This is a genomic window from Pseudomonas sp. 1121_17 (assembly GCF_052850745.1).
Genome location: NZ_VXCX01000010.1, coordinates 112,816 through 125,719, shown reverse-complemented (window position 1 = coordinate 125,719; position 12,904 = coordinate 112,816). Strand labels below are relative to the sequence as shown.

12 protein-coding genes are annotated in these 12,904 nt (G+C 61.4%); 4 read left to right on the top strand and 8 right to left on the bottom strand.

Going from position 1 to position 12,904, the window contains the following annotated elements:
* Positions 1 to 77: 77 nt before the first annotated feature.
* Positions 78 to 515 (top strand): YhcB family protein, encoded by a 438-nt coding sequence (locus tag FW789_RS18155; RefSeq protein ID WP_101322017.1) that lies wholly within the window; start codon positions 78 to 80, stop codon positions 513 to 515.
* 72 nt (positions 516 to 587) lie between these two features.
* Here FW789_RS18155 and FW789_RS18150 read toward each other — a convergent pair whose 3' ends face one another.
* Positions 588 to 1,784 (bottom strand): methionine gamma-lyase, encoded by a 1,197-nt coding sequence (locus FW789_RS18150; RefSeq protein WP_446431830.1) that lies wholly within the window; start codon positions 1,782 to 1,784, stop codon positions 588 to 590.
* A 127-nt stretch (positions 1,785 to 1,911) separates the two neighbouring features.
* Between FW789_RS18150 and FW789_RS18145 the strand changes: the two genes are divergently transcribed.
* Positions 1,912 to 2,391, top strand: a complete 480-nt coding sequence (locus tag FW789_RS18145) for an Lrp/AsnC family transcriptional regulator (RefSeq protein ID WP_446431829.1) — start codon at positions 1,912 to 1,914, stop codon at positions 2,389 to 2,391.
* 90 nt (positions 2,392 to 2,481) lie between these two features.
* Here the strand turns inward: FW789_RS18145 and cysN are convergent, their stop codons facing one another.
* From cysN to FW789_RS18130, 3 genes are all read right to left on the bottom strand, one after another.
* Complete coding sequence (gene cysN, locus FW789_RS18140; RefSeq protein WP_103438492.1) at positions 2,482 to 4,383, bottom strand: sulfate adenylyltransferase subunit CysN; 1,902 nt, start codon at positions 4,381 to 4,383, stop codon at positions 2,482 to 2,484.
* Positions 4,384 to 4,399: 16 nt separating this feature from the next.
* A complete protein-coding gene (gene cysD / locus FW789_RS18135) occupies positions 4,400 to 5,317 on the bottom strand; it encodes a sulfate adenylyltransferase subunit CysD (RefSeq protein ID WP_103438493.1) in 918 nt (305 codons plus the stop codon).
* 166 nt (positions 5,318 to 5,483) lie between these two features.
* Positions 5,484 to 6,242 (bottom strand): Nif3-like dinuclear metal center hexameric protein, encoded by a 759-nt coding sequence (locus tag FW789_RS18130; RefSeq protein WP_103438494.1) that lies wholly within the window; start codon positions 6,240 to 6,242, stop codon positions 5,484 to 5,486.
* Positions 6,243 to 6,465: 223 nt separating this feature from the next.
* Here FW789_RS18130 and algW point away from each other — a divergent pair, with 223 nt between their 5' ends.
* Positions 6,466 to 7,626, top strand: coding sequence for a Do family serine endopeptidase AlgW (gene algW, locus FW789_RS18125; RefSeq protein WP_446431828.1), 1,161 nt, complete (start codon positions 6,466 to 6,468; stop codon positions 7,624 to 7,626).
* Positions 7,627 to 7,660: 34 nt separating this feature from the next.
* Here algW and FW789_RS18120 read toward each other — a convergent pair whose 3' ends face one another.
* The 4 genes from FW789_RS18120 to FW789_RS18105 all read right to left on the bottom strand — a co-directional run bounded on the left by FW789_RS18120 (position 7,661) and on the right by FW789_RS18105 (position 11,816).
* The gene (locus FW789_RS18120; RefSeq protein ID WP_103438495.1) at positions 7,661 to 8,425 is read right to left on the bottom strand and encodes an amino acid ABC transporter ATP-binding protein; all 765 of its coding nucleotides are present in this window, start codon (positions 8,423 to 8,425) and stop codon (positions 7,661 to 7,663) included.
* 10 nt (positions 8,426 to 8,435) lie between these two features.
* Complete coding sequence (locus FW789_RS18115) at positions 8,436 to 9,533, bottom strand: amino acid ABC transporter permease (protein ID WP_150570648.1); 1,098 nt, start codon at positions 9,531 to 9,533, stop codon at positions 8,436 to 8,438.
* Positions 9,534 to 9,542: 9 nt separating this feature from the next.
* Positions 9,543 to 10,721 carry an amino acid ABC transporter permease gene (locus tag FW789_RS18110; RefSeq protein ID WP_101322028.1) on the bottom strand — a complete coding sequence of 393 codons (1,179 nt, stop codon included), beginning with the start codon at positions 10,719 to 10,721 and terminating at the stop codon, positions 9,543 to 9,545.
* Between the two features lie 66 nt (positions 10,722 to 10,787).
* Positions 10,788 to 11,816 carry an amino acid ABC transporter substrate-binding protein gene (locus tag FW789_RS18105; protein WP_101322029.1) on the bottom strand — a complete coding sequence of 343 codons (1,029 nt, stop codon included), beginning with the start codon at positions 11,814 to 11,816 and terminating at the stop codon, positions 10,788 to 10,790.
* A 336-nt stretch (positions 11,817 to 12,152) separates the two neighbouring features.
* Here FW789_RS18105 and FW789_RS18100 point away from each other — a divergent pair, with 336 nt between their 5' ends.
* The gene (locus FW789_RS18100) at positions 12,153 to 12,809 is read left to right on the top strand and encodes an alpha/beta hydrolase (protein ID WP_101322030.1); all 657 of its coding nucleotides are present in this window, start codon (positions 12,153 to 12,155) and stop codon (positions 12,807 to 12,809) included.
* Positions 12,810 to 12,904: the final 95 nt, after the last annotated feature.

The following is a 12,904-nucleotide window of genomic DNA, read 5'->3' as shown; positions in this document are numbered from 1 at the left end:
ATTTGCGATCGTTCGCGGTATACAGCGCAGGTCTGAGCCGTTAACGTAAAGCAAAGCCGTTTATAGAGGAAGGACTCGTGGAACTCTCGCTCCTTGTTTGGTTGTTGCCGACCCTGGCCCTGGTCGTCGGCGTAGTCGTCGGCTTCGTCGTGGCCCGCCTGCTGCCCAACGCAGCGCCCAGCAGCACACAGCGTCAACTGGATGATATCCAGCAACGTTTCGACAGTTATCAAAGTGAAGTGGTCACCCACTTCAACAGCACCGCAGCCCTGGTTCAACGCCTGACCCAGAGCTACCAGGACGTGCAGGATCACCTGGCCGACGGTGCCAACCGCCTGGCCCTGGACGAGCTGACCCGTCAGCGTCTGCTGGCAGCGCTGCACTCGGAGGCTGCGCAAAGCCATCGAGATCGCCTGACGCCGCCGAAAGACACCGCCGAAGTGCCGCGTGACTACGCGCCCAAGACGCCTAACTCGCCGGGCATGCTCGACGAGAGCTACGGCCTCAAGCGCTGATCCGAGCTGTACATTGAAAAGGCCTCGCGAGAGGCCTTTTTGCTGTCTGGGCGAAGCGTGAGCACGTGCAACTCAAACGCTGGCGCGCAATGCCTGCTCGATATCAGCCAGCAGGTCCTCGATATCCTCAAGCCCCACCGACAACCGCACCAACCCCTCGCCTATGCCGTGCTGCGCGCGCTCGACGGGGGTATAGCTGGAGTGAGTCATGCTCGCCGGATGCTGGGCCAGCGACTCGGCATCACCCAGGCTGACCGCGCGGCTGAACAGCTGCAGGGCATTCATGAAGCGCCGACCGGCTTCGATACCACCCTTGAGCTCGAAGGCAATCATGCCGCCGGGCGAGCGCATCTGCCGCTGCGCCAGCGCGTACTGCGCGAAGCTCGGCAGGCCGGGATAATGCAGCAACTCGACCTGCTGCTGGCCTTGCAGAAACGTAGCCACCTGCGCCGCATTGGCGCAATGCCGATCCATGCGCAGGCCGAGCGTCTTGATTCCGCGCATCAGCAGTGACGCATCGTGCGGCGACAGCACCGCGCCAGTCATGTCTTTCAGACCTTGCAGACGAATGCGGTCAATCAACGCCTTGCGCCCCGCCACCAGCCCGGCAGTGATGTCGCCATGGCCGCTCAGGTACTTGGTCGCCGAGTGCACCACCAGATCCGCGCCGAGCTCCAGCGGCCGCTGCAGGTAAGGTGTACAGAAGGTGTTGTCGACCACCACATGAATATCACGACCGTGCACGGCCTGTGCTACGGCGGCAATATCGACCAGTTCCAGTGTGGGGTTGGCGGGCGACTCGAAATAGATCATGCGAGTTTTGTCGTTGATCGCAGCTGCCAGCGCCTGAGCGTCGTTGAGGTCGACGTGCCGGATCTTGACGCCGAACTCGCCGATACCGTGGTGCAGAAAGGCAAAGGTGCAGCCATAGAGCGTCTGGCCGACAATCAGCTCATCGCCAGGGCGCAACAAGGTCCACAGGGTGGCGGTGATTGCGCCCATCCCTGAGGCAAGCGCCAGCCCTGCCTCAGCGCCTTCCAGTGAGGCGATGCGCTGTTCCAGCAAGTCCAGGGTCGGGTTGGAAATACGGCTGTAGAAATGCCCCGGCTGCTCCCCGGCAAAGCACGCTGCGCCATATTCGACAGTGGGGAAGGCATAGGTAGCCGTCTGGTAAACCGGCGGCACCAGGGCCCCGCCATGGGCGAGCGGATCGTAGCCGTGGTGAATGGCTCGGGTGGAGAATCCGGATTGGCGCTTGGCAACGTCCATGGCTACAGCCTCTTGTGGTTTGTTATAAGCTTATGCCAACGAACCACCGGGATTTTTCCAAAGTCGCCCAGTAATACCGGCGTCTACGGGCATAAAAACAACAATTGACTCTCTGGAAGGGCAAGCCATGCCTACGACCCTTGACCGCACCGATCGCGCCCTGCTCGGCGCCTTGCAGGACAACGCCCGTCTCACGGTTTCCGAACTCGCCGATCAGGTTTCCCTGACCACTTCGCCCTGCTGGCGGCGGGTCAAGCTGCTCGAAGACAACGGCTACATTACTGGCTATCAGGCAGTGCTCTCGCCCAAGGCTTTGGGCTTTGGCGTGACCGCGTTCGTCAGCATCATGATGGATTCACATACCAAAGAAATGGCCTTGGCGTTTGAGCGGCGATTGCTGGAAATCCCCGAGATCGTTGCCTGCCACAACGTGTCCGGGCGCTATGATTTCTTGCTGGAGATTCTGGCGCGGGATCTGGAGTCGTTTGGCGAATTCACCCGCGAAGTATTGCAGCGGTTGCCCGGGGTGAAGGAGATCTATTCGAGTTTTTCGTACAAGGCAGTGAAGGAGCGGCGGGTGGTTCCGGTATCCGAGAAGCATATTTGAGGGCCCCACTGCAGCCCTTGCCGATCATCAGACACACGCAACAAATAAAAAACCCCGCCGAAGCGGGGTTTTTAGTTACCTCAACTGGCCTTAGATAGCACCACGCTGACGCAACACTTCCAGCACCTGCTTGACGCCGTCTTCGACGCTGCTGAGCTGGGTATCGATAACCAGATCAGCATCCAACGGCACATCGAACGGGAAGCTTTCGCCCGGGATGTTATCGCCAGCAGCGGCGTACAGGCCCTGCGGGTCACGCTCGCGGCACGCCAGTGGCGAAGCCTGCACGTAAACCGTGATCAAGCGGTCCTTGCCGATCAGGGCCTTGGCCTGCTCGCGACCTTCGGCATCCGGTGCGACGAACGCGGCCAGGGTCAACATGCCGGCTTCGTTGAACTGACGCGCGACATGCGCGGCGCGACGCCAGTTCTCGGTGCGCCCGGCGCGGTCCTGTGGCAGGCCCTTGTTCAGGTCATGGCGCAGGTTCTGGCCATCGAGCACGTAGACCGCCCGACCCATGTCGAACAGCTTGCGCTCCACGGCGTAGGCCAGGGTGCTCTTGCCAGCGCCGGACAACCCGCTGAACAGCACGGTGGCTGGCTGCTGACCAAAGCGCAGAGCGCGCTCTTCGGTGGTGACGTGGGCCTGCTTGCCATGCTGACCAGTGCTGCCGTGCGGCAGTACCGGCGGTGCGATGATCATGCCGGCGCCAACGGTGCCGTTGGTCAGGCGGTCAATGACGATGAACGCGCCCGTAGTGCGGTTGCTGTCGTAACCATCCAGCGCGATGGCGGAGTCGAGGCTGACCTTGACCCGGCCGATCTCGTTCAACTGCAGCGAACTGGCCGCGCCCTTGTCGAGGGTGTTCACATCGACCTTGTGGGTGATGCTGGCAATCGAGCCCGGCACGTAGCTGGTGGCGCGCTTGATGTCGTACTTCTTGCCCGGCAGCATCGGCTCTTCGGCCATCCACACGAGCATGGCGTCGAACTGGTCGGTCACCGGCGGCACGTTGTCGGCATGCACCAGCAGGTCGCCACGGGAGATGTCGATCTCGTCTTCCATGGTCAGGGTCACGGCCTGGCCTGGGCCGGCGTGCTCCAGTTCACCTTCATAGGTGACGATGGATTTGACCCGGCTGCTCTTGCCCGACGGCAGTACGACGATCTCGTCGCCCTTGTGCACCACGCCGCTGGCGAGGGTGCCGGCAAAGCCGCGGAAGTTCAGATTGGGCCGGTTGACGTACTGCACCGGGAAACGCAGGTCGGTGAAGTTGCGGTCGGCAGCGACTTCGACGGTCTCGAGGATTTCCATCAAGGTCTGGCCGCTGTACCACGGCGAACGCTCGCTGCGGTTGACCACGTTGTCCCCCTTGAGCGCAGACATCGGCACGAAGTGCAGGCTGCTCGGGGTCAGGTCGATGGCCTGCGCAAACTGCAGGTAATCAGCCTTGATCGACTCGAACAGCTGCTCGTCGAAGCCTTTGAGGTCCATCTTGTTGACCGCAACGACGATGTGCTTGATGCCCAGCAGCGAGGCGATGTAGCTGTGCCGACGGGTCTGGGTCTGCACGCCGTAGCGGGCATCGACGAGGATGATCGCCAGGTCGCAGGTCGACGCACCGGTGGCCATGTTGCGGGTGTACTGCTCATGGCCCGGGGTGTCGGCGATGATGAACTTGCGCTTGGCGGTGGAGAAGTAGCGGTAGGCGACATCGATGGTGATGCCCTGCTCGCGCTCGGCCTGAAGGCCATCGACCAGCAATGCCAGGTCGACTTCTTCGCCCGTGGTGCCGGACTTTTTCGAGTCGCGGGTAATGGCCTCGAGGTGGTCCTCGTAGATCATTTTCGAGTCGTGCAACAGGCGCCCGATCAGGGTGCTCTTGCCGTCATCGACGTTGCCGCAGGTAAGGAACCGCAGCAGTTCTTTGCGCTCGTGCTGAGCCAGATAAGCGACGATGTCTTCGCTGATCAAATCGGATTGATGCGACATGGAGTAACCCTGAAAATTAGAAGTAGCCCTGGCGTTTTTTGTCTTCCATGGAGCCTGCGCCATCGTGGTCGATGACTCGGCCCTGACGCTCGGAAGTGCGCGTCAGGAGCATCTCCTGGATGATGTCGGTCAGGCTGTCGGCCTCCGACTCCACCGCGCCCGTCAACGGGTAGCAGCCAAGGGTACGGAAGCGCACCTTCTTCTTGACGATGCGGGCTTTCTCTTCCTCGGAGAGGTGCTCGAGAATACGCTCGTCGTCGATCATGATCAGCGTGCCGTTCTTCTCGATGACTTCACGCTCGGCGGCGAAGTACAGCGGCACGATCGGGATGCCTTCAAGGTAGATGTACTGCCAGATGTCCAGCTCGGTCCAGTTCGACAACGGGAAGACGCGGATCGACTCGCCTTTGTTGACCTTGCCGTTGTAGACGTTCCACAGCTCAGGGCGCTGGTTTTTCGGGTCCCAGCGGTGCTTGCTGTCGCGGAACGAGTAGACCCGTTCCTTGGCCCGGGATTTCTCCTCGTCGCGGCGCGCACCACCGAAGGCGGCATCGAAGCCGTACTTGTCCAGTGCCTGCTTGAGGCCCTGGGTCTTCATGATGTCGGTGTGCTTGGAGCTGCCATGGGTGAATGGGTTGATGCCCTGCGCCACCCCTTCCGGGTTGACGTGGGTGATCAACTCCAGGCCCATTTCCTCGACCATCTTGTCGCGGAAGCTGTACATCTCCTGGAATTTCCACTGGGTATCGACGTGCATCACCGGAAACGGCAGCTTGCCCGGGAAGAAGGCCTTGCGCGCCAGATGCAGCATCACGGCAGAGTCTTTACCGATCGAGTAGAGCATCACCGGGTTGTCGAACTCGGCGGCCACCTCGCGGATGATGTGGATGCTTTCCGCCTCCAGCTGTTTCAAGTGCGTCAGTTTGTCGACCATGGCTACTCACGTAAAACGATCTTATGAACGGCCAGCGGGCCGTGTTCGAGCGAGCCACTTTAGCACAGCGACTGCTTCTATTTAGGCAGGCGGCTAGATCGAAACGGTCTAACCATATGACTGCCGGTTTGGGCTTCAGCAGGTGTAACAGCACGCAATCTGGCGCTCAGATCGGATTCGGGCAGTCGATGAACAGGTGCTCGACGGCAAAGCGCCGGGCCAGATAGTCACCCAGCGCCTGCACGCCATAGCGCTCGGTAGCGTGGTGGCCGGCAGCGATGAAGCTGATGCCGTTTTCGCGGGCGCTGTGAAAGGTCTGCTCGGAGGCCTCGCCACTGATGAACAGGTCGACGCCCTGGGCAATTGCCGTGTCGATGTAGCCCTGGCCGCCGCCGGTGCACCAACCGATCCGCCGCACCAGTTGCTCGCCTTCGATCAGCAACGGCTCGCGACCCAGCACCTCTTGCACGCGGCGGGCGAAATCACGCGCCGAGACTGGCTCGTCGAGCGAGCCGAGCATGCCTACCACCTTGGGATTGTTTGGGTCCAGCGGGCCTTCGACGGTGATGCCCAACTGATGCGCCAGTTGCACGTTGTTGCCAACCTCGGGGTGCACATCCAGCGGCAGATGGAACGCCAGCAGGCTGATGTCATGCTTGAGCAGCGTCTTCAGGCGACGTTGTTTGATCCCGGTGATGCAGGGGTCTTCGCCTTTCCAGAAGTAACCATGGTGCACCAGCACCAGATCAGCCTCGGCTTCTACTGCCGCATCAAGCAATGCCTGGCTTGCGGTAACGCCGCTGACGATGCGGCTGACCTGGGGCCGACCTTCGACTTGCAGGCCATTGGGGCAGTAATCCTGGATCCGCGCGCTGTTCAGATAGCGTTCGGCTTCGGTGACCAGCGTGGTGAGGGCGACGGCCATGAAAAATCTCCTCGCAGTGGCATGTAGGCAGGGCGCAAGGCCCTATAATGGCGGCCATTATGAGCTGTCGCCGGCGCTGCGGATACCGCTGGCAGGCGCCCGCCAAACGCACGCCGACGATGCGCCGCAGTGGCCGTCGCCGCGCGCCGTGTTCAGGTGTATCATCGCGCGCGCCTCCCCGGGCCGCTCTGCGACGGCCCTGCCCTACTCCAGGATTGATTCGATGCTCAAGGTTCTGCGTTACTTTGGCTGGCCACTGCTTACCGGCATATTGATCGCCATGCTGGTCATCCAGCGCTTTCCGGAGTGGGTCGGCCTGCCCAGCCAGGACGTCAACCTGCAGCAGGCGCCGCAGACTACGCGGATCATGCAGGGCCCGGTGTCGTACGCCGACGCCGTCACCCTGGCGGCGCCAGCGGTGGTCAACCTGTACACCACCAAAGTGGTCAACAAGAGTGCCCACCCGCTATTCGAAGACCCGCAGTTCCGCCGCTTCTTCGGTGACAACCTGCCCAAGCAACGGCGCTGGGAATCGAGCCTGGGTTCGGCGGTGATCATGAGCCCCGAAGGCTACCTGCTGACCAACAACCACGTCACCAGCGGTGCCGACCAGATCGTGGTCGCCCTCAAGGACGGCCGCGAGACATTGGCCCGAGTGATTGGCAGCGACCCGGAAACCGACCTGGCGGTGCTCAAGATCGACCTGAAGAACCTGCCGGCGATTACCATCGGCCGCTCCGACACTATCCACATCGGCGACGTTTCGCTGGCCATCGGCAACCCGTTCGGGGTTGGCCAGACGGTGACCATGGGCATCATCAGCGCCACCGGGCGTAACCAGCTGGGCCTGAACAACTACGAAGATTTCATCCAGACCGACGCGGCGATCAACCCCGGCAACTCCGGGGGTGCGCTGGTCGACGCCAATGGCAACCTGGTCGGTATCAACACGGCGATCTTCTCCAAGTCCGGCGGCTCGCAGGGTATCGGCTTCGCCATCCCGGTAAAGTTGGCGCTGGAGGTGATGAAGTCGATCATCGAACACGGCCAGGTGATTCGCGGCTGGCTGGGGATCGAGGTGCAGCCACTCAGCCAGGAATTGGCCGAATCGTTTGGCCTCGAAGGCAAGCCAGGGATCGTCGTAGCGGGGATCTTCCGCGATGGCCCGGCGCAGCGCGCAGGTTTGCAGTTGGGTGATGTGATCCTGAGCATCAACGGCGAGCCGGCGGGCGATGGGCGCAAGTCGATGAACCAGGTGGCGCGGATCAAGCCGACCGACAAGGTGGCGATCGAGGTGATGCGCAATGGCAAGCAGCTCAAGCTGATCGCCGAAGTGGGCCTGCGCCCACCGCCGGCGCCGGTAGTGCCGAGCGAAGAGAAATAAACAAAAGGGGCCGCAATCGCGGCCCCTTTTTGTATCAGTGCAGGATCTGGCTGAGGAACAACTTGGTCCGGTCGCTCTGCGGCCGGTCGAAGAAGTCATCCGGCGCCGCCTGCTCTACGATCTCGCCCTTGTCCATGAAGATCACCCGGTTGGCCACGGTGCGGGCAAAGCCCATCTCGTGGGTCACGCAGAGCATGGTCATGCCGTCTTCGGCCAGGCCCACCATGGTGTCGAGCACCTCCTTGACCATCTCCGGGTCGAGCGCCGAGGTCGGCTCATCGAACAGCATGATCTTCGGCTTCATGCACAGCGCTCGGGCAATTGCCACTCGCTGCTGCTGACCACCCGATAACTGCCCAGGGAACTTGTGCGCCTGCTCCGGGATGCGCACGCGTTCCAGATAGTGCATGGCGATTTCCTCGGCCTTGCGCTTGGGCATCTTGCGCACCCACATCGGCGCCAGGGTGCAGTTCTCGAGAATGGTCAGGTGCGGGAACAGGTTGAAGTGCTGAAACACCATGCCGACTTCGCGGCGGATCGCTTCGATCTGCTTGAGGTCGTTGGTCAGCTCGACGCCGTCAACGACGATGCGCCCTTGCTGATGCTCCTCGAGCCGGTTGAGGCAACGGATGGTGGTCGACTTGCCCGAGCCGGACGGCCCGCACAAGACGATGCGCTCGCCCTGACGCACGTTCAGGTTGATGTCCTTGAGCACATGGAACTGGCCATACCACTTGTTCACGCCCTGCATCTGGATGATGCCTTCGGGGCCGGCAGGCTGCTTGATCGCTTCACTCATTTTGAAACTCCTAACGCTTGTGGCCAGTGTCCAGCTTGCGCTCCAGGTGCATGGAGTAGCGGGACATACCGAAACAGAAAATCCAGTAAACCAGGGCGGCAAACACATAGCCCTCGGTCGCCATACCCAACCAGGCCGGGTCTGCCGTGGCTTGGCGCACACTGTTGAGCAGGTCGAACAGGCCGATGATGATTACCAGGCTGGTGTCCTTGAACAGGGCAATGAAGGTGTTGACGATGCCCGGAATGACCAGCTTCAAGGCCTGCGGCAGGATCACCAGGCCCATCGAGCGCCAGTAACCCAGGCCCATCGCCGACGCGGCTTCGTACTGGCCTTTGGGGATAGCCTGCAAGCCACCGCGTACCACCTCGGCGATGTACGCCGACTCGAACAGGATGACGAAGATCATCGCCCGCAGCAGCTTGTCGAAGCTCATGCCCTCTGGCATGAACAACGGCAGCATCACCGAAGACATGAACAGCACAGTGATCAGCGGAATACCGCGCCAGAACTCGATGAAGGTCACCGACACCGACTTGATCACCGGCATCCGCGAGCGCCGCCCAAGTGCCAGCAGAATCCCTAGTGGCAATGCCGCGGCGATACCGACGGTAGCGATCACCAGGGTCAGCATAAGCCCGCCCCACTGCGAGGTCGGTACCTGGCTCAGGCCAAAGCTGCCGCCATGCAGCAGGAAGTAAGCCACGGTCGGGTAGACCAGCAGGTAGCCAATGCCGTAGGCCACCTTGCGCGGGAAGCGGCGGATGAACAGCGGCGCAGCACCGATCACGCCCAGCCACACGGTCAGGTCGACGCGCCAGCGCAGGTCGCTCGGGTAATAGCCATACATGAATTGGCCGAAGCGCTGCTGGACGAACACCCAGCAGGCGCCCTCCTTGGTGCAGTCGGCGCGGGTAGTGCCGGTCCAGTTGGCGTCGATGAACGCCCACTGCAGCAGCGGCGGCACGGCCAGCCAGACCAGGTAGATGGCAAAGAAGGTCAGCAGCGTGTTGACCCAGCTGGAGAACAGGTTGGCGCGCATCCAGGCCACCACACCAACGGTTTTCACCGGTGGTGGCATATCAGGTTTGAAAACATGGGCGTTCATGCGCGACTCCTACCGCTCGATCAGCGCAATGCGCTTGTTGTACCAGTTCATCAGCAACGAGATACTGATGCTGATCGTCAGATAAACCGCCATGGTGATCGCCATGACCTCGACCGACTGGCCGGTCTGGTTGAGTACGGTGCCGGCAAACAGCGAGACCAGTTCCGGGTAGCCGATAACGGCTGCCAGTGAGGAGTTCTTGGTCAGGTTGAGGTACTGGCTGGTCAACGGTGGAATGATCACCCGCAGCGCCTGGGGAATGATCACCTTGCGCAGCGTCGGGCCTTCGCGCAGCCCCAGCGAACGGGCCGCTTCGGTCTGGCCGTGGCTGACCGAGCGGATGCCGGCACGCACGATTTCGGCAATAAACGCAGCGGTATAGATCGACAGCGCCAAGGTCAGTGCCATGAACTCGGGGATCAGCACCCAGCCACCGGCAAAGTTGAAGCCTTTGAGCTGCGGCACTTCCCACTGCAGCGGGTTGCCGAACAGCAGCACGCACATGGCCGGAATGCCGACCATCAGCGCTAGGCCGACCCAGAACTTGTGGAACGGTTGCCCGGTTAGCTCGAAGCGCTTGTTGGCCTGGCGCACCATCAGCACCACAGCGACAATGGCGACCACCAGCGAAACCACAAACGGCCAGAAGCCATCGGCCATCGACGCTCCCGGCATGTTCACGCCGCGGCTACTGATAAAGAACAGGTCATCGATGTTGATGCTGCCGCGCGGCCCAGGCAACGCGGTGAACACTGCGAAGTACCAGAACAGGATCTGCAGCAGTGGCGGGATGTTGCGGAAGGTCTCGACGTAGACCGTGGCCAGCTTGTAGACCACCCAGTTGGAGGACAGGCGGCCGACCCCTACGGTAAAGCCGATCAAGGTCGCCAGGACGATACCGATGACACTCGCCAGCAAGGTGTTGAGCAGGCCGACCAGCAGCACCCGCGAGTAGGTGTCCGCTTCGGTGTAGTCGATCAGGTGCTGGGCAATGCCGAAGCCAGCACTGCGCTCGAGAAAGTCGAAGCCCGAGGTGATGCCCCGGTGCTGCATGTTGGTTTGGGTGTTGTGGATCAGGTACCAGCCCAGACCGACCACGCAGACCACCGTGAGGATCTGGAACAGCCACGCGCGCACACGTGGATCACTAAGGGAAAAGCCCTTGGGTGCGCCGATTTGATTTTGCATGAAGTGCCCCGGAAAAAAGGGATCAGAACAGCCTGCGGCGGCAGGATGCCGCCGCAGGTGCAGCCATCAGCGCACCGGTGGTGCGTACTGGATGCCGCCGTTGTTCCACAGGGCATTCAGGCCACGATCGATCTGCAGCGGGGTGCTCTTGCCAAGGTTCTTCTCGAACACTTCGCCGTAGTTACCCACTTGCTTGACGATCTGTACCACCCAGTCCTTGGGCAACTTGAGGTCTTTGCCGTATTCGCCGTCAGCGCCGAGCAGGCGGGCGTTGTCCGGGTTCTTGCCGGATTTGGCTTCAGCCTCGACGTTTTTCGAGGTGAGGCCGGCTTCTTCGGCATTGAGCATGGCGAACAGGGTCCACTTGACGATGCTGAACCACTCTTCATCACCTTTACGCACGACAGGGCCCAGTGGCTCCTTGGAGATGGTCTCAGGGAGTACCACGTAGTCGGTCGGTGCTGCCAGCTTGGAGCGTTGTGCGTAGAGCTGCGACTTGTCCGAGGTGAGCACGTCGCAGCGGCCCGATTCCAGCGACTTGGCGCTCTCGTCGGAGGTGTCGAAGGTGATCGGGGTGTACTTCAGGCCATTGGCGCGGAAGTAGTCGGAGACGTTCAGTTCGGTGGTGGTGCCTGCCTGGATGCAGACGGTCGCGCCGTCGAGTTCCTTGGCGCTGGAAACACCGAGCTTCTTGTTGACCAGGAAGCCAATGCCGTCGTAGTAGGTCACGCCAGCGAAGACCAGGCCCATGCCAGCATCACGCGAGCTGGTCCAGGTGGTGTTGCGCGAGAGTACATCGACTTCGCCGGACTGCAGCGCAGTGAAGCGCTCCTTGGCGTTGAGCTGGCTGAACTTGACCTTGGTGGCATCGCCGAACACTGCAGCGGCTACCGCACGGCACACATCGGCATCGATGCCGACGATGTTGCCCTTGGCGTCAGGTACCGAGAAACCCGGCAGGCCATCGCTCACGCCACACTGGACGAAGCCCTTTTTCTTTACCGCATCCAGCGTAGCGCCGGCCTGGGCAAAACTGGTTGCACCCAGCGCGGCGGCAGCGGTCAGGACTGCCAGCGTGGTTTTCAACATCTTCATCTACAACCTCCAAATCGCTCTTGTTGTGTCGAGCCGGAATTGCACCGCACCCTTATGAGGCGCATCCGACCCCTGTTGGCTTGTTTTTGGGTCACGTGGTGCAATGAGCTGTTCTGTGACAGCCTTTGATCCAAACGAGGGGTGTTACCGTCGCCGGTCAATCCCTTCGCATCGGTAGATCCATAGCAAGGCGCGTACCACAGTTGCCGGCTTAAGCGTTTAAGCGGTCGTCAAGTAGTAAAAGTTGTACAGTTGCGACATCTTGTTAAGGCATTCGCTACCCCTGCCTTTTTTTAATGCACTTAATACGTACACGCGCACAAATTCGGAGCAGTTATGACCAACCCGTTGATTATCGAACCGCAAACCACCGCTGACGCCTGTGTGATCTGGTTGCACGGCCTGGGTGCCGACCGTTACGACTTCCTACCGGTGGCCGAATTTCTTCAGGAGCGTTTGCTCAGCACGCGCTTTGTCATGCCCCAGGCGCCGACCCGCCCAGTCACCATCAATGGCGGCTACGCCATGCCCAGCTGGTACGACATCAAGGCCATGACCCCGGCGCGCGCCATCGATGAAGCGCAGCTGGACGAGTCGGCCGAGCAGATCATCCAGCTGATCAAGGCCGAGCAGGCCAAAGGCATCAGCTTGGCGCGGATCATCCTCGCCGGGTTTTCCCAAGGCGGCGCGGTGGTGCTGCACACTGCCTATATAAAGTGGCAGGAAGCGCTCGGCGGGGTCATTGCCCTGTCGACCTACGCGCCGACCTTCAGCGCCGAACACCAACTCAGTGCCTGCCAGGAGCGCACTCCTGCACTGTGCCTGCACGGCATCCATGACCCGGTGGTGATCCCGTCGATGGGCCGCACCGCCTTCGAGTACCTGAGCCAATGGAACGTCGCCGCGCGCTGGCAGGAGTACCCGATGGAGCATGAAGTGGCCGTGGCCGAGCTTGCCGATATTCACGACTGGCTCAGCGAACGACTGCGCTGAACCCGGCCGGCAGGCAGCTGCCGGTGCATTCCCCTACGCCGCGCCCGAATCTTGCATTACACTGGCCGGCGTATATTCCTTAATCAAATAACGAG

Bases quoted from the DNA above. Each gene is read 5' to 3' on its own strand.
- FW789_RS18150 (WP_446431830.1), bottom strand. From the start codon at position 1,784: ATGGACGTTGCCAAGCGCCAATCCGGATTCTCCACCCGAGCCATTCAC.
- FW789_RS18145 (WP_446431829.1), top strand. From the start codon at position 1,912: ATGCCTACGACCCTTGACCGCACCGATCGCGCCCTGCTCGGCGCCTTG.
- cysN (WP_103438492.1), bottom strand. From the start codon at position 4,383: ATGTCGCATCAATCCGATTTGATCAGCGAAGACATCGTCGCTTATCTG.
- cysD (WP_103438493.1), bottom strand. From the start codon at position 5,317: ATGGTCGACAAACTGACGCACTTGAAACAGCTGGAGGCGGAAAGCATC.
- FW789_RS18130 (WP_103438494.1), bottom strand. From the start codon at position 6,242: ATGGCCGTCGCCCTCACCACGCTGGTCACCGAAGCCGAACGCTATCTG.
- algW (WP_446431828.1), top strand. From the start codon at position 6,466: ATGCTCAAGGTTCTGCGTTACTTTGGCTGGCCACTGCTTACCGGCATA.
- FW789_RS18120 (WP_103438495.1), bottom strand. From the start codon at position 8,425: ATGAGTGAAGCGATCAAGCAGCCTGCCGGCCCCGAAGGCATCATCCAG.
- FW789_RS18115 (WP_150570648.1), bottom strand. From the start codon at position 9,533: ATGAACGCCCATGTTTTCAAACCTGATATGCCACCACCGGTGAAAACC.
- FW789_RS18110 (WP_101322028.1), bottom strand. From the start codon at position 10,721: ATGCAAAATCAAATCGGCGCACCCAAGGGCTTTTCCCTTAGTGATCCA.
- FW789_RS18105 (WP_101322029.1), bottom strand. From the start codon at position 11,816: ATGAAGATGTTGAAAACCACGCTGGCAGTCCTGACCGCTGCCGCCGCG.
- FW789_RS18100 (WP_101322030.1), top strand. From the start codon at position 12,153: ATGACCAACCCGTTGATTATCGAACCGCAAACCACCGCTGACGCCTGT.